The sequence below is a fragment of the Methylobacterium sp. NPDC097929 genome (assembly GCF_049543375.1).
In the GTDB taxonomy this organism is placed as follows: domain Bacteria; phylum Pseudomonadota; class Alphaproteobacteria; order Rhizobiales; family Beijerinckiaceae; genus Methylobacterium.
In genome coordinates, this window is the sequence record NZ_JBMVEP010000001.1 from 236,968 (window position 1) to 253,984 (window position 17,017).

The window sequence follows — 17,017 nt, forward strand, 5'->3', positions numbered from 1 at the left end:
GACGATGAGACAGCCCCTCCCGAAAGGGAGGGGCTTTTTTGCGCGTGCTCCGTGGCCGCGGGTAAGGCGATGACGCGACGGACGAAGCGCCTCCTGATCGTCCTGGGCTTGTTCGCTCTGGCCGTCGGCGTGTCTGTCGGCGTCCTCTTCATTGCCGTGTCGCGAGCGGTCGCGCCGCGGCCGGCGACGCTCCCGCCGCTCGCCGACGGGCTGCCCCGCCCGTTCCGGGACGCGGACCGTGCCTTCTCCGCGCGGATCGAAAAGGCCTTCCCGATCGGTTCGCCGGAGGCAGACCTGACCCGAACGCTGGACGCTCAGGGTTTCACGCGCCCGGCCGATGGCGCGCGCCGTGCCGTCCTCAAACAGCACGCCTTCGTCTGCCGGCTCTCCTGGCGCGTCGCCTGGACGGCGGACGACGACCGGCGAATCAGCCGGATCGAAGCGCATTACGACGGCATCTGTCTGTGACGCCGCGAGCGGGACCGCTATAGCAGGGCGGTTCGATGCCGGTTCGGCGGGCGGTGGGTGACAGGAATCATGATTCTGGAAATCGCGCAGATCGACGTGAAGGCCGGCTCCGAGGCGACGTTCGAGGCCAACATCGCCCGGGCCGCCGAGATCTTCCACGCCGCCGCCGGATGCCGCAGCTTCGCGGTGCGGCGGTCGATCGAGAAGCCGCAGCGCTACCGCCTGCTGATCGAGTGGGACACGCTGGAAGCGCATACCCGCGACTTCACCGGCTCGGACGCGTGGAAGACCTATCGCGCGATGGTCTCGGACACGTTCGAGAGCCCGCCCCAGGTCGAGCACACTGAGCTGACGCTCAAGGCGTTCTGAGCCGCCGCAGGAAAGAGGGCGATCCCATGAAGATGTACGGCAATTGGCGCTCGGCGGCGGCCTTCCGCGTGCGCATCGCGATGAACCTCAAGGGCATCGCCTACGAGGAGATCTTCCTCGACCTCGATGCCGGCGACCAGTTCAAGCCCGAGTTCCTGGCGATCAACCCGCAAGGCGCCGTGCCCGCCCTGTTCGACGGCGACGGCCCCCCGCTGACGCAGTCGCTCGCCATCCTCGACTACCTGGAGGAGACGCAGGCCGGCGAGAAGCTGCTTCCCGCCGAGCCGCGGGCGCGGGCTCGCGCCCGTTCGCTGGCCCAGGTCGTGGCCTGCGACACCCACCCCCTCTACGTGCCGCGGGTGCGCACGTTCCTGATGGAGAATTACGGTCTGCCGCGCGAGCGGATGCTGGAATTCCTGCGCAACGCCTTCACCACCGGTCTGAAGACGCTGGAGACCCGTCTCTCCACGGAGGAGGGCACCGGACGCTTCTGCCAGGGCGACACGGTGAGCCATGCCGACCTCTGTCTCGTCAGCCTCTGGGTCGGCACCGGCATCTTCGGCATCGAGACCGATCCCTATCCGACCGTCCGGCGGATCGCCGAGGCGGTTCTGGCCCTGGACGCGGTCGCCCGTGCCCATCCCCTCCGGCAGCCCGGCGCACCGGCGGCTTGAAGCCCGCGTTTCGCGGCGTTCAAGAAATATTTGACAGGTCGCCGCTTTTGTCTTGTGAAACTTGCACCCCACCTGCGCGTCGAACGTCTGAGGCCTTGCACGGTTGCTGATGTAAGATCATTCCAAATGGAAGCGCCGCCATTCGAGGCGGCCGGCTACCGAGGTGGGGCGAGGATGGTTCCGAGCGAAACGATCACGGATCAGCACAAGATCGTCGTGGTGGGGGGTGGGGCCGCCGGCCTGGAGCTGGTGACCAAGCTCGGCAACAAGTACGGCAAGCGCGGCAAGGCGCATGTCACGCTCGTCGACCGGGCCCGCACCCATATCTGGAAGCCGCTGCTGCACGAGGTGGCCGCCGGCTCGCTCGATATCGGCCACCACGCGGTCGATTACCTGCATCACGCCCACGCCAACCACTTCCGTTACCGCATCGGCGAGATGACCGGGCTGGACCGCGAGACGCGCGTGATCCAGCTCGCTGCGAGTCGGGACAGCGAGGGGCGCGAGGTGACGCCCGTGCGCACGGTCCCCTACGACACGCTGATCATGGCGGTGGGCTCCACCACCAACGATTTCGGCACGCCCGGCGTGAAGGAGCACGCGATCGCGCTCGACACGCAGGATCAGGCGGTGCGCTTCCACCAGCGTCTCGTCAACGGCATGCTGCGCGCCCACACCCAGGAGGGACCGGTCCGTCCCGGGCAGCTCCACGTCACGGTGATCGGCGCGGGCGCGACCGGCACCGAACTGGCGGCGGAGCTTCACCGCACCACCCGCGAGGTCGCCAGCACCGGCCTCGACCGGATCGACCCGGCCAAGGATCTCAAGATCACCCTGGTCGAGGCGGCCGACCGCATCCTGCCGGCGGTGCCGCAGCGCCTGTCGGCGGAGGTGATGGGGCACCTCGCCAAGATCGGCGTCGAGGTGCGGCTACAGGCGCGGGTGACGGAGGTGCGCGCCGACGGCGTGCAACTCGCCGATGGCGGCTTCATCCCGTCCGAACTCGTGGTCTGGGCCGCGGGCGTGAAGGGGCCGGCCTTCCTGCACGATCTCGGCGGCCTGGAGAGCACCCGCAACAATCAGCTCGTCGTCACGCCGACGCTGCAGACGACGCGGGACCCGGACATCTTCGCCATGGGCGATTGCGCCTATCTCGTCGAGCAGGGCTCCGATACGCCGATCCCGCCGCGCGCCCAGGCCGCCCACCAGCAGGCCTCGCACCTCTACGGGCAGATTCCCAACCGGCTCGCCGGCCGGCCTTTGAAGCCGTTCAAGTACCGCGATTTCGGCTCGCTGGTCTCCCTCGGCGAGTACACCGCCGTCGGCAACCTGATGGGCTTCATCCAGGGGAAGAACATGTTCATCGCCGGTCTGTTCGCCCGGCTGATGTACCGCTCGCTCTACAAGATGCACGAGACGGCGGTGAACGGCTGGTGGAAGACCAGCCTCGACGTTCTGGCCCGGGCGCTCACGCGCCGCACCGAGCCGCGGGTGAAGCTGCACTGATCGGGCGCCCCGGGCGAAGCATCTTCGCCCGGGGCGCCCGCTTCCGCTTGATCCGTGGGCGCGTCGCGACATGTTTCCGATCCGCCGGCCTGCGTTGAGAGCCGGTGGAAGGAGACGCCATGATCCTCGTCACCGTGATGTATCCGAGCGGCGCCGGCACCCGCTTCGATATGGACTACTATCTCGGCAAGCACATGCCGCTGGTCAGCGAGCGCTGGACCGCGAAGGGCCTGCACGATTACACGATCGTCACCGGCATCGGCACGCCGGACGGCGGCGAACCGCCCTTCCAGGTGATGGCGCTCCTGCGCTTCGCCTCGGCCGAGGCCTTCAAGGCCGCCGCGGCCGAGGACGGCGCGGAGATCTTCGGGGATATCCCGAACTTCACCGACACCCAGGCGACGGTTCAGCTCAACGACTTCGCGGAGCCGGATAAGGTGGGCGGATGATCGACATCATCAAGCAGATTCAGAACGCCAATCCGGGGCTCGGCACGACGATCATCGTCCTGCGCTCCGATTCGCGGGCGCTCTCCGATCCGGCGACGCTGACGCCCGAGGCGCAGGCGTGGCTCGACGCCAACGCCCCCGATGCGCGCCTGACTCAGGAGACGGTGCTGTTGGCGCCCTATCCCGGCGGCGCACCGGCCGAGCGACAGGTGACCGTGCTCGCCTTCAGCGATGCCCGTCATCTCGCCGCCTTCGCGACCGCCTGGACGGCGGACCCGATCCCCGACGAGGACGAGGCCGCCTGAAAAACGTTCGGGGCCGCGCGATCCGCGGCCCTTGTTCGTGTCGGTCGGTTCCGGGCCGGGGGAGGCGAAGCGTCAGTTCGCCTCGACGATCCGGACGGCCGCCTTCATCATCTCCTTCATCGCCGCGGTCGCCGCCTGATAGGCCGGCGTGCCGACATCCCAGTTGCCCTGGGCGATCGCCTGGACCATGCGCTCCGCCTCGCTGTGAGCGGTCGCCTCGGCCTTCAGGAACGCCTCCGCCGCGTCTTGCCGCACGGGATCGGAGCGCAGCGCCTCGGCGACGCGACGGGCGGAGCGGTCGCGCAGGATGGCGGCGGCCGGCTGAGCGGGGGCCGCCCCCAGCAGGATCGTGGCGAGTCCCCGCTTCCACAGGCCGAGATCGGCGGGCAGGCGCACCAGTTCGTAGACGTCGAGGTCCCCGGCATCGGCCAGGGCGGCCTGCGCCAGCGTCTCCGCCTTCACCAGGCGTTTGGTGATGCTGTCGATCTCGGTTCGGGTCTTGGACGCCTTGCCGGCGATGCTCTGGACGCTGCCGGAGATCTCGGCGGTGGCGCTGCGCTGCTGCGAGATCGTCGCGGACAGGGCCGCGTTCATCTCGCTCGTCTGCGCGATGCGCTCGGCCGCGTGCTCGACCCGGCTGCCGAGGCTGTCGACCACCGTGCTGCCGCCCGCCACCGCCGTCCGGCTCTCCTCGACGGCGCGGGCGATCTGGCTCATCTCGCCCTGGAGCGTGTTGAGCCATGTGCGGATCTGCTCGGTGGAGCGCGCCGTCTGCCCCGAGAGCGACTTCACCTCGGCGGCCACGACCGAGAAGCCGCGTCCCGCCTCGCCGGCGCGGGCCGCCTCGATGGTGGCGTTGAGCGCCAGCAGGTTGGTCTGGCTCGAGATCGTGGCGATGGTGCCGGCCATGGTGCCGATTTCGGCGATGGCCTTTTGGAGCAGCTGAAGGCGCTCGTCGATCTGGTGGGTGCGGTCGCGGATCGCGTCCATGGCCGAACGGGCGTTGCCGACATCCGACATGCAGGCCGTCATGGCCTCGCGGGCGGCGGCGGCGCTGGTGCCGGCAGTCGCCGAGGTCTCCGCCACTTCGGCGATCGAGGCGACCATCTCTTCGATGGCGCTGGCGATGGTCTGCGTCGATTGCGCCACCTCGCCGACGTCGTAGGTCGTCCAGCCGATGTTGATCGCGCCTTCCGAGGCTTCTCTCGCGATTGCGGCGAGGTTCGCCCGCTCGGTCCGCAGAGCCTTTCGATGCTCGCTCTCCAGGCGCGCGCGGGCGGCGTCCCCCGAGGCGCCGGAGCCTTCTCCTTCGGCCTGTCCGGCCAGTCGGGCCGCGGCCTCCATCAGCCGCCCCTCGTCGGAGCCGGCCATGCGGAGGGTGGGGGACGCGCCGGCGCCGCGGCGGAGCATGAGAGGCAACATGATCTGAAATCGACTCCGGCGTTTCTCAGCAATTCTTATCGTTCACCGCATTCTGGGCGGACTCGCCGAGGCTCCAAAATACAGCCCGTGGCTGTGTCGCTGCCGCGGCACAGTCCCCGCCGATGCTCGTGCCGATGGTGACCTCAGATCCGTTAAGATTGCATTGAAGTGTTGGCTCTCTGCACTTTGGATCATCTCGAATCGATTAAATGTTAATTTTACCGGTCCAGATATACTGAGTGAATTGGATCGGCCGGCGCCATCCACTTTGCACCTGCAATAAATTGGTGCGTCGCAAAATCGTTATGCTCAGTCTCAGCATATCTGGACAAGGCAGGGGCCGACCCCTAAGTTAGGCGGCGCAATGCTCATTTTGAGCATAAAGGAGACCGCGATGTCCCAGGCAGGTACCGCGCTTCGTGAGACGGCCGGCCCGGCACTTCCGCTGCCCGACCTCTACGCCCGCGTCAGCCGCCACGTGCCCGCCATCGAGTGGCCGGCGCTGGCCCCCGACGTGGAGGCCATCCTGCGCCTGAAACGCGAGCGCAACGCGGTGGTTCTGGCGCACAACTATCAGGCTCCGGAGATCTTCCACACGGTGGCCGACATCGTCGGCGACAGCCTCGCGCTGGCTCGCGAGGCCGTCTCGGTCGATGCCGACGTGATCGTGCTGGCGGGCGTCCACTTCATGGCGGAGACCGCCAAGCTGCTGAATCCCGGCAAGACGGTGCTGATCCCCGATCTGGGCGCCGGCTGCTCGCTGGCCGATTCGATCACCGCCGCGGACGTGCGGGCGCTCAAGGCCAAGTATCCGGGCGTGCCGGTGGTGACCTACGTCAACACCTCCGCCGCGGTGAAGGCCGAGTCGGACGTGTGCTGCACCTCCGGCAACGCCGCCGACGTGGTTCGGGCCCTCGGCGTGCCGCGGGTGCTGATGATCCCGGACGAGTTCCTGGCCCGCAACGTCCAGCAACAGGTGCCCGAGGTCGAGATGCTGACCTGGGCCGGGCATTGCGAGGTGCACGAGCGCTTCACCCCCGCCGACATCGCCGAGGTCCGCGACAGCTATCCCGGCATCACCGTGATCGCCCATCCGGAATGCCCGCCGGAGGTGGTGGAGGCCTCCGACTTCTCCGGCTCGACCGCGATGATGATGAACTACGTCACCGAGAAGCGGCCCGCCCAGGTCGTGCTCGTGACCGAGTGCTCCATGGCCGACAACATCGCTGTCGCCAATCCCGACATCGAGTTCATCAAGCCCTGCAACCTGTGCCCGCACATGAAGCGGATCACCCTTGCCAATATCCGTCACGCCCTGGAGACGATGACGCACGAGGTCACCGTCGAGCCGGCGCTCGCGGACCGGGCGCGTCAGGCCGTCGAGCGGATGCTCGCGGTCAAGCCGACCCGGACCGTGGCCCCCCGGCCGGTCGCCGCCTGATGACCCACTTCGCCCGCAGCCCGGCCGACCGGGTGGTCGTGGTCGGCGCCGGCGTTGCCGGCCTCGCCACCGCCCTGCGGCTCGCGCCCCGCCCCGTCACGCTGGTGACGGCCGCGCCCCTCGGGGCCGGCACCGCCACGGGCTGGGCTCAAGGAGGCATCGCCGCCGCCGTCGGCGCCGACGACACGCCGCGCCTGCACGCCGCCGACACGGAGGCCGCCGGCGCCGGCCTGACCGAGCCGGACGTGGCCCTGCGCGTGGCCGAGGCCGGGCCGGGCCTGATCGACTGGCTCGTCGGGCTCGGCACCGGCTTCGACCGCGATGCCGACGGCGCCCTGGCGCTGGGTCTGGAAGCCGCGCATTGCCGTCGCCGCATCGTCCGGGCGCGGGGCGATTCCACCGGCCGCACGGTGCTCGACGCCCTGGTGCGGGCCGTGCGCGCCACGCCCTCCATCGAGATCCTCGTGGCCGGCCTGCACGGCCTGATGCGGGCGGGCGACGGCCGCGTCTGCGGTGTCGTGCTCGAGCGCGACGGTTCGGCCTTCCGCCTGCCGGCTCGTGCGGTGGTGCTCGCTACCGGCGGACTCGGCGCGCTCTACGCCTCGACCACCAACCCGCGCGGCGCGCTCGGCCGCGGCCTGCTCGCCGCCGCGCAGGCGGGGGCGGCCCTGCGCGACATCGAGTTCGTGCAGTTCCACCCGACCGCCATCGCCGCCGGGCGCGATCCGATGCCGCTGGCGACCGAGGCCCTGCGCGGCGAGGGGGCGGTCCTGATCGACGAGCGCGGCGAGCCCGTCATGGCCGGCGTCGAGGGCGGCGATCTCGCCCCGCGGGACGTGGTCGCACGCGGCATCTTCCAGGCGCTGACCCGGGGGCGCAGCGTCTATCTCGACACCCGCGGCGAACTCGGCGCCCGGATGCCGACGCGCTTTCCCACCGTGGCGGCGCTCTGCGCCGAATCCGGCATCGACCCCGCCGTCCAGCCCATCCCGGTCCGGCCGGCGGTGCACTATCACATGGGCGGCATCCTCGTGGATGCGGACGGGCGTAGCACCGTGCCCGGCCTGTGGGCCTGCGGCGAAGTCGCCTCGACCGGCCTGCACGGGGCGAACCGGTTGGCCAGCAACTCGCTTCTCGAAGCGCTGGCCTTCGCGCCGCGCATCGCCGCCTCCATCGCCGACACGCCCGCATTCGCGGAGGCCGGTTGCCCGACGCGCCTGCCGACGATCGCTCCGGCGGATGCCGGGAGCCTGAGCGAGGTGCGGGCCGTGATGGAGCGCTTCGTCGGCGTGGTGCGGGACGAGGCGGGCCTCGCCGCCGCCGTCGCCCGCCTCTCCGAATTGTCGGAGCGCGGCTGCGACGCTGCCCTCACCGGGCTGATGATCGCCCGCGCTGCCCTCGACCGGCGCGAGAGCCGTGGCGCCCACTGGCGCAGCGACTATCCGGGCCAGATCGCGCCCCGCCACGCCGTGACGACGCTCGCTGCGACGAACATCGCCGCAGCGGGTGCCGCGCGCACCCCTCAGGAACTCACCGATGCCTGACGACGTCCTGCTGCCGCTGCCGCGGCTCCTCGTGGAGCCGGTGGTACGGGCCGCCCTGCTGGAAGACCTCGGTCGGGCGGGCGACATCACCACCGATGCCATCGTGCCCGCGGGCGAGCGCATGGAGGCGGTCATCGCCTCGCGCCAGGACGGCGTGATCGCCGGCACCGATGCCGCGGCCATCGCCTTCGACCTGATCGACCCGAGCCTCTCCGTCTCGGTCGAGCGCGGCGACGGCAGCCGGGTCGTCCCCGGCGATGTGGTCATCCGCCTCTCGGGTCCGGCCCGCGCCGTCCTCACCGCCGAGCGCGTGGCCCTCAACCTGCTCTGCCGCCTGAGCGGTGTCGCCACCGCCACCGCCTCCCTGGTCGAGGCGGCACGGCCCCACGGCAAGGCGCGCATCGTCTGCACCCGCAAGACCACGCCGGGCCTGCGCGCCCTGGAAAAGCATGCGGTGCGGGCGGGCGGCGGTTCGAACCACCGCTTCGGGCTCGACGACGCGGTGCTCATCAAGGACAACCACGTCGCGGTCGCGGGCGGCATCGTCCCGGCCATCGAGCGGGCGCGGGCCAGGACCGGCCATCTCGTGAAGATCGAGGTCGAGGTCGACACCCTGGCCCAGCTCGAACAGGCGCTCTCGGTCGGCGCCGACGCCGTGCTCCTCGACAATATGAGCCCCGAGACGCTGCGTCAGGCGGTGGCGATGGTCGACGGGCGCGCCGTGACTGAAGCCTCCGGCCGCATCAACCGTGACACGGTCGGCGCGGTCGCCGCCTCGGGCGTCGATCTGATCTCGGTCGGCTGGATCACCCACAGCTCGGCGATCATCGATCTCGGCCTCGACGCCGCCTGAGCCTCCCGCGCTTCCGTCGGGACGGGTTCGGCGAGACCCCGAGCCCATCCTTTCGCATACGGAAGCGGTGCAGGGCCCGCCCGTTGCGGATCGCGCTCTCCTGCGCGACGACGCGAAAGCCGGCCGCCTCGACGAGCGGCCGGGCCGTCAGGCCCGCTTCCGTATGCAGCCCCTCGACGCCCTGGGTGACGGCCTCGGCTTCCGCTGTCCCGAGCAGGGTCGCCGCCGCACCCCGGCATCGATGAGCCGGATCGACGCAGAGCTTGTCCGGACGCCCGCCGGGGCGGAGATCCACGAAGCCCGCGGCCTGCCCATCGGCCCACGCCACTCAGCGGCGTCACGCAACCCGAGGTTCGGCACAGACTGTCCGGTCCATCCGCGCTCGTGCCTCGATCCGGGCCGGAGCGTCGTCGGCCGACGCGACTTCCCGGATCGAGCGCTGAGACAGGGTCAGGATCGTCTCGCGCTCCTCGGGACCATGAGGGCGGATGCAGAACGGGATCACTGGATTCGGTTCCCCAACCGCGTCGTCAGGGCTTCGTAATCCGCCCGGATACGGCTAAGCTGCCACAGTGTTGCCACCCGGTCACGAGGCCGGTCGAAGCGGTGGTGCAACGCAAATCAAGCTTGGCTTTACCCACCCAACGTTTACGCGTTGGCGAGGGTCCGCACGGCATCGTGCGGCGGTTCTTCCACCGCGTTCCCGTTTTTTGCCCGCCCCCCGAGAGGCCCTGATGCGCCGTTTCGTCATTGCCCTGGGCGGGCTTGCCTGCGCGACGGTCGCGCTCGCAAGCCCCGCCGCCGCCTATGAGATCGACCCGCTCACCCGGCAGCCGCTCACCGACGTTCTGACCGTGCGGGTGCGCCCGCAATCCGTCGCCCCCTCCGCCGCCCTGCCGGCGGACGTGCCCGGCGCGGCCGTGCCGCAGGCCACCGCCATCGCCCGCGAGACCGTGCCCTATAGCGGGCCCCACGCGCCCGGTACGATCATCGTCTCGACGGCCGAGCGCCGGCTCTATCTCGTGCAACCCGGCGGGGAGGCCCTGCGCTACGGCGTCGGCGTCGGCCGGCCCGGCTTTACCTGGGGTGGCACGCAGACCGTCACGATGAAGCGCGAATGGCCGGATTGGCGTCCCCCGTCGGAGATGCTGCGCCGCCGGCCCGACCTGCCGCGCTACATGAAGGGCGGCATCGAGAACCCGCTCGGCGCCCGCGCCATGTATCTCGGCAACACGATCTACCGCATCCACGGCTCGAACGAGCCGGAGACGATCGGGACCGCCGTCTCCTCGGGCTGCATCCGCATGACCAACGAGGACGTGACCGACCTCTACAGCCGCGTCAAAGTCGGCGCCCGCGTCGTCGTCCAGCGCTGATCGCTCCCTCATTCGGAACGAAGAAAAGGCCGGCAGCGATGCCGGCCTTTTTCGTGCGCGACCGGCGGGTGCCCGAGTCTCAGATGGCCAGAAGCAGTTCGAGAATGACGACGGCGGCGGCACCGGCGAGGGCGAGGCCGAGCAGGACCACGCTGCTGACCTGATCGACGGTGTTCACGTCCTGGCCGATGCGGTGCTGATAGTCCGTGGCTGACACGCGTACCTCCTGTTGACTCCGCTCGGCAACGATGCCGGAGGCGGAAGGTTCAACCTCGGCCCCGCTTCGCGCCGACCCATTTCGCGCGCCCTTCCGTCATTTGGCTGCGAGGAACCTCCACGCCCGGCATCGGTTGGCCCGGCTCAACGAGGAGGACGCCCATGGTCGATGCCAGTCAGATCCGCGAACACGCCACCGTCGTCGGCTCCGACGGCGGCCATGTCGGGACGGTCGATCATGTCGGCAAAGGCGAGATCAAGCTCACCAAGAGCGACGCCGACGCGGGTGGCCTGCACCATTACATCCCGCTCGACTTCGTGGCCTCCGTCGAGGGCGAACAGGTCCGCCTCGATCGCAGCGCGGAGGAAGTGAAGAAGGAGTGGAGCACGTCCGGCGCTCCTTGAGACGTTGCACGATCGATTCTTCTACGAGGGAAACGCCCGATGACGCAGACCGAAAGCCCGAAGCCGGATCTCGACCCGATGCCGGTGGGCGATACGCCGCAATCGCCGTCCGGCGACGCTCCGCCGCCGCAGAAGCCCGATGCGATCCCCGACGAGGATCTCGACGAGGTGGAGGAGCAGCCGAGCTGAGCCGGCTCCGTTCCTGCGTCGCCGCCTGATGCCGTCAGGCATGGCGGTCGATGCCGGGCGCTCACGGAACGTCACGTCCGGGCGGCCCGCTTTGGAAGGCAGCGCGTCCACGGTGGCGGCAAAGACGCCGCCGCCTGCCTCTCCTGACGATCACCCGGACCGGCTGGCGCGTCAGTGGCAGCCGCAGCCTCCGCTCCCGCAGCCACCTTCGCTGTGATGATGCCCCGCCTTGTGGGTGCCGCCGGCCGGGGCGCTCGCGGTCCGGTCGCGGCTGAGGCCGCGCTCGTTCAGCTCCCGCAGATAGGTCGACCAGCGGTTCCGGTACTCGCGGCCGAGGTCGAACAGGTAGTCCCAGCCGAAAATGCCGGTATCGTGCATGTCGTCGAAGAAAAGCTTCACGGCATAGTTGCCGACCGGCTCCACCGACAGGATCGCCACCTCGCGCTTGCCGCCGAGAACTTTGCGCTCGGCCGGCGAATGGCCCTGAACCTCGGCCGACGGGCTCGACACGCGCAGGTATTCGGCAGGCAATTCGAAGCGGCCGCCACCGTCGAAGGCGACGGTCAGCGTGCGCTTGTCGCCGGAGAGTCGGATTTCGGTGGGCCAGCGCTCGCTCATCATCATCCGTCCCAAGCTCTCATGCCGGCATTGCGTCCGCGCGCTTGCCGGAAAATGCCTCTGCCCTCATATGGATGCCGATGTTGGATCTGTCAGCCGACAAAACCGTCGATCGCCGGAACGAGTCGAGTCCAGAGGCACGCATGTGGGGTCCTGCCGACGACCTGCCCGCGGTCATCCGCCCAGCGCCGCTGATCGATCCCTTCCAGCGGGCGATCACCTATCTGCGCATCTCGGTGACGGATCGCTGCGACTTCCGCTGTGCCTATTGCATGGCGGAGGACATGCAGTTCCTCCCCAAGCGGGACCTGCTGACCCTCGAAGAACTCGACCGGCTCTGCGGCGTGTTCATCAATCGCGGCGTGCGCAAGCTGCGCATCACCGGCGGTGAGCCGCTGGTGCGGCGCGACATCATGCACCTGTTCCGCCGGCTCTCCCGCCACCTCAAGAGCGGCGCGCTGGACGAGCTGACGCTGACGACGAACGGCTCGCAGCTCGCCCGCTTCGCGCCGGAGTTGGCCGATCTCGGCGTGCGCCGGATCAACGTTTCCCTCGACACGCTCGACCCGCAGAAGTTTCGCGAAATCACCCGGCGGGGCGACCTGTCGGTGGTGCTCGCCGGCATCGAGGCGGCGCGTGCGGCCGGGATCAAGGTCAAGATCAACGCGGTGGCGCTCAAGGGCGTCAACGAGGACGAGATCGCCGACATGATCGCCTGGGCCCACGGCCTCGGCATGGACATGACGCTGATCGAGGTGATGCCGCTGGGCGAGATCGAGGGGGACCGCACCGACCAGTTCCTCCCGCTCTCGGTCGCCCGCCAGCGCCTTGAGCAACGCTTCACGCTGACCCCGCTGCCCGACCGGACCGGCGGCCCGGCCCGCTACGTCCGCATCGAGGAGACAGGCGGACGGCTCGGCTTCATCACGCCGCTGACGCATAATTTCTGCGAGAGCTGCAACCGGGTTCGCCTCACCTGCACGGGCAAGCTCTACATGTGCCTGGGCCAGGAGGACGCGGCGGATCTGCGCGCGGCCCTGCGCGCCTCGCCGGACAACGCGCTGGTGACGCAGGCGGTGGTGGAGGCGATCTCCCGCAAGCCCAAGGGCCACGACTTCGTCATCGAGCGGGCCCGCCCGGCCGCCGTGCCGCGCCACATGAGCGTGACCGGCGGGTGAAGCATCGGCCCGAAAGGTGGGAACCGGCTTTCGGGCCGATGCTCTAAAGATCAGCTCAGCGCGAGCGGATGCAGCGCGTCGCGGATCTCCCGGTTGTCGAGCCAGCTGCCGACGCGCTCGCAGTGCTGCGCGATCTTCGGCGTGTGTGCGTAGATCGCGAGCGAGCCTTCCACCATCGCCCGCAGCTCGATGCAGCGCCCGGCATCGGTGAGGAAGTTCAGGCCGCCGAGCGGCGGCTTGAAGGTGGTGCTGCCGGTGACACCGATCCTTGCGGCGATCTCGGGATAGACCGGCCAGATGCTGCCGCTCAGCGGGTCGGGCAGGTAATCCTCACAAGACGCTGCCCGCGCCGGAATGCCGGCCCGTCCAAGCGCGTCGCGGGCGAGATCGCCCAGGACGAAGAGCTTCGGGTGGTTGATCGTGTGCATGAAGCAACCGCGGCGCATCCAGCCGGCGAACAGCCGATCGAGGTCGCAGCCATGCGCCCGGCTCATCGCGAGCAGCGAATCCCGTGCCGCGAACCAGCCGTCGAGATAGCCGAGCCGGGCGAAGACGTCGGCGCGAAACAGGGAGACGATCGCGTCCACCGAGAAGCCGCGGGCGAAGCCGTAGACGATCAGCGCCGAGTGGTAGTCGCCCATCGGTGAGCCGAACAGGCCGCCCTTGTGGCCGATATAGATGATGTCGGGATGGAAGGCGGGGAAGACGATGGTCGGGACCGGCACGTAGGTCAGCGCGGCCTGCGCGATCCGGGCCGGTGTCAGGTCGCCGAGCGCGCCGCGCTCGAACGGCATGCCGACGGTCAGGTCCGCCTCCGCCACGGCCTCCAGCAGGCGCTGCGGGCTCGCGTCGAACTGTGCGAAGGTCGCCGGCTCTACCGCCGCGACCTGAGCCTCCGGCGCAAGAAAGCCCAGGCATCCCCCCAGGACGGCGACTTGGCAGTTGTTGCCGACGACGACGATGCGCCTAGCCACGGCCGCGTCCCTCCCGCGGCGAGCAATTCCTCGTCGCAGACCACGGCCGCCTGCCGGGCGAATTCCTGCCGCGCCTCGTGCAGGCTGCGGCTGGAAGCGGGGAGGGCGTCGCTGTCCCCGCCTTCGGTGAGATGGCGGAAGAACACACGCATGACATGGTCGACACCGTCCTTGCTGACGGACCGGAGATCGCTCTCGAGGTAGCGGGCGGCGCCCTCGGGCGAGGTGACGATCTCGAAGGAAGGGAAATACAGCGTGTCCGCGCGGGTGTCGGCGAGGCGCTGCGCGGCGACCCGCAGGACGGCCTTGCTGTGCACGGTCGATTGCAGGACGTGGCGCGGCTCGTAGGTCGCGACGAGCGGCACCGGGGAGACCGTGAGGATCAGGCGGGCCCGGCCGTTCACCGCCTTCAGGGCTTCGGCGAAGGCGGTGAGATCGGCGATCACCTCCTCGACGGGCTGGTTGACGAAGCGATAGGCGTCCGGGTCGAAGCGGCCCGCGGCCACGCCGGGACAGAGCGGAAAGGCCGCACCGTCCGCGGCCGCCTGCCAGCCCTCGGTGAGGCCGAGGGTGAAGACGAAGACGTCGAGTTCCTCGAAGAGCCGGCGCAGGCCGGCGAAGTGGCGCTGTCGCTCCTCCTCGACCGCTTCCGGGCCGGCAAAACCCTCGGGCTCGATGCGGGGCCGGAACGGGTCGGCGAAGCGTCCGTCCCGCCGCTCCCAAGCGGTGTCTGCGGGGACGAAGCGGCCATAGGCCCGCTCGATCAGCTGGCGCAGCTGGCGGGCGGTGTAGACGTTGCCGTAGCGGGCCGAGAACAGGCGGTAGCCGCGCATCCGCGCCGCCTCCGGGGCCATGTCCTCCGGCGCGTCCTCGGTGACGAAGTAGTGGTGGCCGCTCGCCTGCAGCCGGTCGGCGATGTGCTGGGCGAAGCAGCTTCCCGCCGTCGCGATCCGGGTCTGCCGGGTCAGCCTCGCTTCCGGCGGCAGGGGCGGGCCGGCCATGGGATCGAGGGCGAACAGGGGGAGCGAGCCGACCGAGCGATCCCAGAAGGCATGGTCGGCAAGACCGGAATAGGGATTTTGCGCGCGGTCCTGCATCGGCGGGCGGACCCTAGATCACGGGGCCGCGGCCGGCAATGGCGTCTCCCGACGATGGGATTTTGCATGCAGACGGGTCGAGGCTAGAGCATGTCGCCAGCACACCCCATCGAACACCGGAGATGAAACCCATGGCCAACGTCGCCTTCCTCGGCCTCGGAGTGATGGGCTCGCCCATGGCCGGGCACCTTGCGCGCAAGGGCCACACCGTGACGGTCTACAACCGCACCCGGGCCAAGGCCGATGCCTGGGTCGCCGCCCATGGCGGGCGCGCCGCTTCGACCCCGCGGGAGGCGGCGGCCGGCTGCGAGATCGTGTTCGCCTGCGTCGGCAACGACGACGATCTCCGCTCGGTCGTCCTGGGGGCGGAGGGCGCCTTTGCCGGCATGGAGAAGGGGGCGGTCTTCGTCGATCACACCACCGCCTCGGCGGAAGTGGCCCGCGAACTCTCGGCGGAAGCCGATGCGGCCGGCCTGCACTTCGTCGATGCCCCGGTCTCCGGCGGTCAGGCGGGGGCCGAGAACGGCGTGCTCACCGTGATGTGCGGCGGGGACGAGGCGACCTATGCGCGGGTCGAGCCCGTCATCGCGGCCTACGCCAAGTCCTGCCGCCTGCTCGGGCCCTCGGGCTCGGGCCAGCTCACCAAGATGGTCAACCAGATCGCCATCGCCGGGCTGGTCCAGGGTCTCTCCGAGGCGATCCACTTCGCCAAGCGTGCCGGGCTCGACGTCGAATCGGTGCTCGAAGTGATCTCGAAGGGCGCGGCCGGCTCCTGGCAGATGGAGAATCGCGGCCGCACCATGAATACCGACACGTTCGATTTCGGCTTCGCGGTGGAGTGGATGCGCAAGGATCTCGGTATCCTGCTCGCCGAATCGCGCCGCAACGGCGCCCGCCTGCCGGTGACGGCGCTGGTCGATCAGTTCTACGCCGAGGTCGAGGCGATGGGCGGCAAGCGCTGGGACACCTCCTCGCTCATCGCCCGGCTGGAGCGCTGAGGCGCGCCTCGGCCCGCGCCCAGGCCGCCTTCGCATCGCTCCAGAGCCAGTCCGTCCCCATCTGGTGGCGGAACCAGGTGAACTGACGCTTGGCGTAGCGGCGCGTGTCGGCCTGCCCGCGCCGGATCGCCTCCTCGCGGGAGAGCGCCCCGTCGAGATGGGCGATCAGCCCCGGCACGCCGTGGGCGCGCATCACCGGAAGGAGCGGATCGAGTCGCCGCTCCCGCAAGGCGGCGACCTCGTCGAGGGCGTCGGCCTCCATCATCGCGAGAAAGCGCGCATCGATGCGTCGGCGCAGCTCGTCCCGGTCTATGTCGAGAAAGATCCTCAGAAGCGGCCGGCCGGCCAGCGGGCCGGGTCGCCGCGCCTCCTGAAAGGAGAGGATGGAGCGGCCCGTGGCCTCGACGATCTCCAGCGCTCGCATCACCCGCATGCGATCCGACGGGCGCAGGCGCTCCGCGCTCGCGGGATCGCGCCGGGCGAGCAGGGCGTGGAGGGCTTGCGTCGGCTGTCCCTCCGCCTCGGCGCGAACCCGGTCCCGGATCGCGGCGGGCACCTCCGGCAGGTCCGAGATGCCGTCCTCGAGCGAGCGGAAGTAGAGGCCCGTGCCGCCCACGAAGATGGGCAGACCGCCCGCCCCATCATCCGCCAGGAGAGCGGCGGCACTTCGCTGGAAATGGCCGACGGAAAAGTTCACCGCCCCGTCCACGCTGCCGTAGAGCCGGTGGGGTGCCAGCGCCTCCTCCTCCGGGGCCGGCCGGGCCGAGAGGACGCGCAGATCCGCGTAGACCTGCATGGAGTCGGTGTTGATCACCGTGCCCTGAAACGCGCGGGCGATCCGCAGGGCCAGGGCCGACTTGCCCGAGGCGGTGGGCCCTGCAATGAGAATTGCGGCCGGACGCTCCGCATCCATCCCGTCCGGACCCTGCACGGCG

General features: G+C 69.9%; 21 protein-coding genes. 14 read left to right on the plus strand and 7 right to left on the minus strand.

Annotated elements, in window-relative coordinates:
* The first annotated feature begins 69 nt into the window (after positions 1–69).
* The 6 genes from ACPCJR_RS01100 (at position 70) to ACPCJR_RS01125 (ending at position 3,771) form a co-directional block, all read left to right on the plus strand.
* Positions 70–468, plus strand: coding sequence for a hypothetical protein (locus tag ACPCJR_RS01100; protein WP_391511092.1), 399 nt, complete (start codon positions 70–72; stop codon positions 466–468).
* 69 nt (positions 469–537) lie between these two features.
* The gene (locus tag ACPCJR_RS01105; RefSeq protein WP_391511091.1) at positions 538–837 is read left to right on the plus strand and encodes an antibiotic biosynthesis monooxygenase family protein; all 300 of its coding nucleotides are present in this window, start codon (positions 538–540) and stop codon (positions 835–837) included.
* Between the two features lie 26 nt (positions 838–863).
* Complete coding sequence (maiA, locus tag ACPCJR_RS01110; protein ID WP_391511090.1) at positions 864–1,511, plus strand: maleylacetoacetate isomerase; 648 nt, start codon at positions 864–866, stop codon at positions 1,509–1,511.
* A gap of 174 nt (positions 1,512–1,685) precedes the next feature.
* Positions 1,686–3,017, plus strand: a complete 1,332-nt coding sequence (locus tag ACPCJR_RS01115) for an NAD(P)/FAD-dependent oxidoreductase (protein WP_391511089.1) — start codon at positions 1,686–1,688, stop codon at positions 3,015–3,017.
* A gap of 119 nt (positions 3,018–3,136) precedes the next feature.
* Positions 3,137–3,466 carry an EthD family reductase gene (locus ACPCJR_RS01120; protein WP_331287144.1) on the plus strand — a complete coding sequence of 110 codons (330 nt, stop codon included), beginning with the start codon at positions 3,137–3,139 and terminating at the stop codon, positions 3,464–3,466.
* A complete protein-coding gene (locus ACPCJR_RS01125) occupies positions 3,463–3,771 on the plus strand; it encodes a hypothetical protein (RefSeq protein WP_391511088.1) in 309 nt (102 codons plus the stop codon). Before ACPCJR_RS01120 ends, ACPCJR_RS01125 begins: the two co-directional genes overlap by 4 nt.
* A 72-nt stretch (positions 3,772–3,843) precedes the next feature.
* Here the strand turns inward: ACPCJR_RS01125 and ACPCJR_RS01130 are convergent, their stop codons facing one another.
* A complete protein-coding gene (locus ACPCJR_RS01130; RefSeq protein ID WP_391511087.1) occupies positions 3,844–5,193 on the minus strand; it encodes a methyl-accepting chemotaxis protein in 1,350 nt (449 codons plus the stop codon).
* Between the two features lie 394 nt (positions 5,194–5,587).
* Between ACPCJR_RS01130 and nadA the strand changes: the two genes are divergently transcribed.
* From nadA to nadC, 3 genes are read left to right on the plus strand one after another with little or no spacing between them, the layout of a single operon-like run.
* Entirely contained in the window at positions 5,588–6,634 is a 1,047-nt protein-coding gene (nadA, locus tag ACPCJR_RS01135; protein WP_391511086.1) for a quinolinate synthase NadA, read from the plus strand.
* Complete coding sequence (locus ACPCJR_RS01140) at positions 6,634–8,178, plus strand: L-aspartate oxidase (RefSeq protein WP_391511085.1); 1,545 nt, start codon at positions 6,634–6,636, stop codon at positions 8,176–8,178. Before nadA ends, ACPCJR_RS01140 begins: the two co-directional genes overlap by 1 nt.
* On the plus strand, positions 8,171–9,031 hold the full coding sequence (gene nadC, locus ACPCJR_RS01145) for a carboxylating nicotinate-nucleotide diphosphorylase (RefSeq protein WP_331287140.1): 861 nt from the start codon (positions 8,171–8,173) through the stop codon (positions 9,029–9,031). Before ACPCJR_RS01140 ends, nadC begins: the two co-directional genes overlap by 8 nt.
* Here the strand turns inward: nadC and ACPCJR_RS01150 are convergent.
* Positions 9,003–9,359: a GNAT family N-acetyltransferase gene (locus ACPCJR_RS01150; protein WP_391511084.1), complete on the minus strand. Its 357-nt coding sequence runs from the start codon at positions 9,357–9,359 to the stop codon at positions 9,003–9,005. The genes nadC and ACPCJR_RS01150 overlap by 29 nt on opposite strands.
* A 406-nt stretch (positions 9,360–9,765) precedes the next feature.
* Between ACPCJR_RS01150 and ACPCJR_RS01155 the strand changes: the two genes are divergently transcribed.
* Complete coding sequence (locus ACPCJR_RS01155; protein WP_391511083.1) at positions 9,766–10,407, plus strand: L,D-transpeptidase; 642 nt, start codon at positions 9,766–9,768, stop codon at positions 10,405–10,407.
* 79 nt (positions 10,408–10,486) lie between these two features.
* On the opposite strand, the gene ACPCJR_RS01160 is transcribed toward ACPCJR_RS01155, so the two are convergent.
* Positions 10,487–10,624, minus strand: coding sequence for a hypothetical protein (locus ACPCJR_RS01160; RefSeq protein WP_391511082.1), 138 nt, complete (start codon positions 10,622–10,624; stop codon positions 10,487–10,489).
* A gap of 161 nt (positions 10,625–10,785) precedes the next feature.
* On the opposite strand from ACPCJR_RS01160, the gene ACPCJR_RS01165 reads away from it, so the two are divergent.
* Entirely contained in the window at positions 10,786–11,028 is a 243-nt protein-coding gene (locus ACPCJR_RS01165) for a DUF2171 domain-containing protein (protein WP_391511081.1), read from the plus strand.
* A 39-nt stretch (positions 11,029–11,067) separates the two neighbouring features.
* The gene (locus ACPCJR_RS01170) at positions 11,068–11,217 is read left to right on the plus strand and encodes a hypothetical protein (RefSeq protein WP_391511080.1); all 150 of its coding nucleotides are present in this window, start codon (positions 11,068–11,070) and stop codon (positions 11,215–11,217) included.
* A gap of 171 nt (positions 11,218–11,388) precedes the next feature.
* On the opposite strand, the gene ACPCJR_RS01175 is transcribed toward ACPCJR_RS01170, so the two are convergent.
* Positions 11,389–11,835 carry a gamma-butyrobetaine hydroxylase-like domain-containing protein gene (locus tag ACPCJR_RS01175; protein WP_391511224.1) on the minus strand — a complete coding sequence of 149 codons (447 nt, stop codon included), beginning with the start codon at positions 11,833–11,835 and terminating at the stop codon, positions 11,389–11,391.
* A gap of 143 nt (positions 11,836–11,978) precedes the next feature.
* Between ACPCJR_RS01175 and moaA the strand changes: the two genes are divergently transcribed.
* Positions 11,979–13,013: a GTP 3',8-cyclase MoaA gene (gene moaA, locus ACPCJR_RS01180; RefSeq protein ID WP_391511079.1), complete on the plus strand. Its 1,035-nt coding sequence runs from the start codon at positions 11,979–11,981 to the stop codon at positions 13,011–13,013.
* A gap of 50 nt (positions 13,014–13,063) precedes the next feature.
* Here moaA and ACPCJR_RS01185 read toward each other — a convergent pair whose 3' ends face one another.
* Entirely contained in the window at positions 13,064–13,987 is a 924-nt protein-coding gene (locus ACPCJR_RS01185) for a WcbI family polysaccharide biosynthesis putative acetyltransferase (RefSeq protein WP_391511078.1), read from the minus strand.
* Positions 13,888–15,084, minus strand: coding sequence for a GSCFA domain-containing protein (locus ACPCJR_RS01190; RefSeq protein WP_391511077.1), 1,197 nt, complete (start codon positions 15,082–15,084; stop codon positions 13,888–13,890). The genes ACPCJR_RS01185 and ACPCJR_RS01190 overlap by 100 nt, the downstream gene beginning before the upstream one ends.
* Before the next feature lie 131 nt (positions 15,085–15,215).
* On the opposite strand from ACPCJR_RS01190, the gene ACPCJR_RS01195 reads away from it, so the two are divergent.
* Entirely contained in the window at positions 15,216–16,082 is an 867-nt protein-coding gene (locus ACPCJR_RS01195) for an NAD(P)-dependent oxidoreductase (RefSeq protein WP_391511076.1), read from the plus strand.
* On the opposite strand, the gene miaA is transcribed toward ACPCJR_RS01195, so the two are convergent.
* The gene (miaA, locus tag ACPCJR_RS01200; RefSeq protein WP_391511075.1) at positions 16,060–17,013 is read right to left on the minus strand and encodes a tRNA (adenosine(37)-N6)-dimethylallyltransferase MiaA; all 954 of its coding nucleotides are present in this window, start codon (positions 17,011–17,013) and stop codon (positions 16,060–16,062) included. The genes ACPCJR_RS01195 and miaA overlap by 23 nt on opposite strands.
* Between the last annotated feature and the right edge of the window lie 4 nt (positions 17,014–17,017).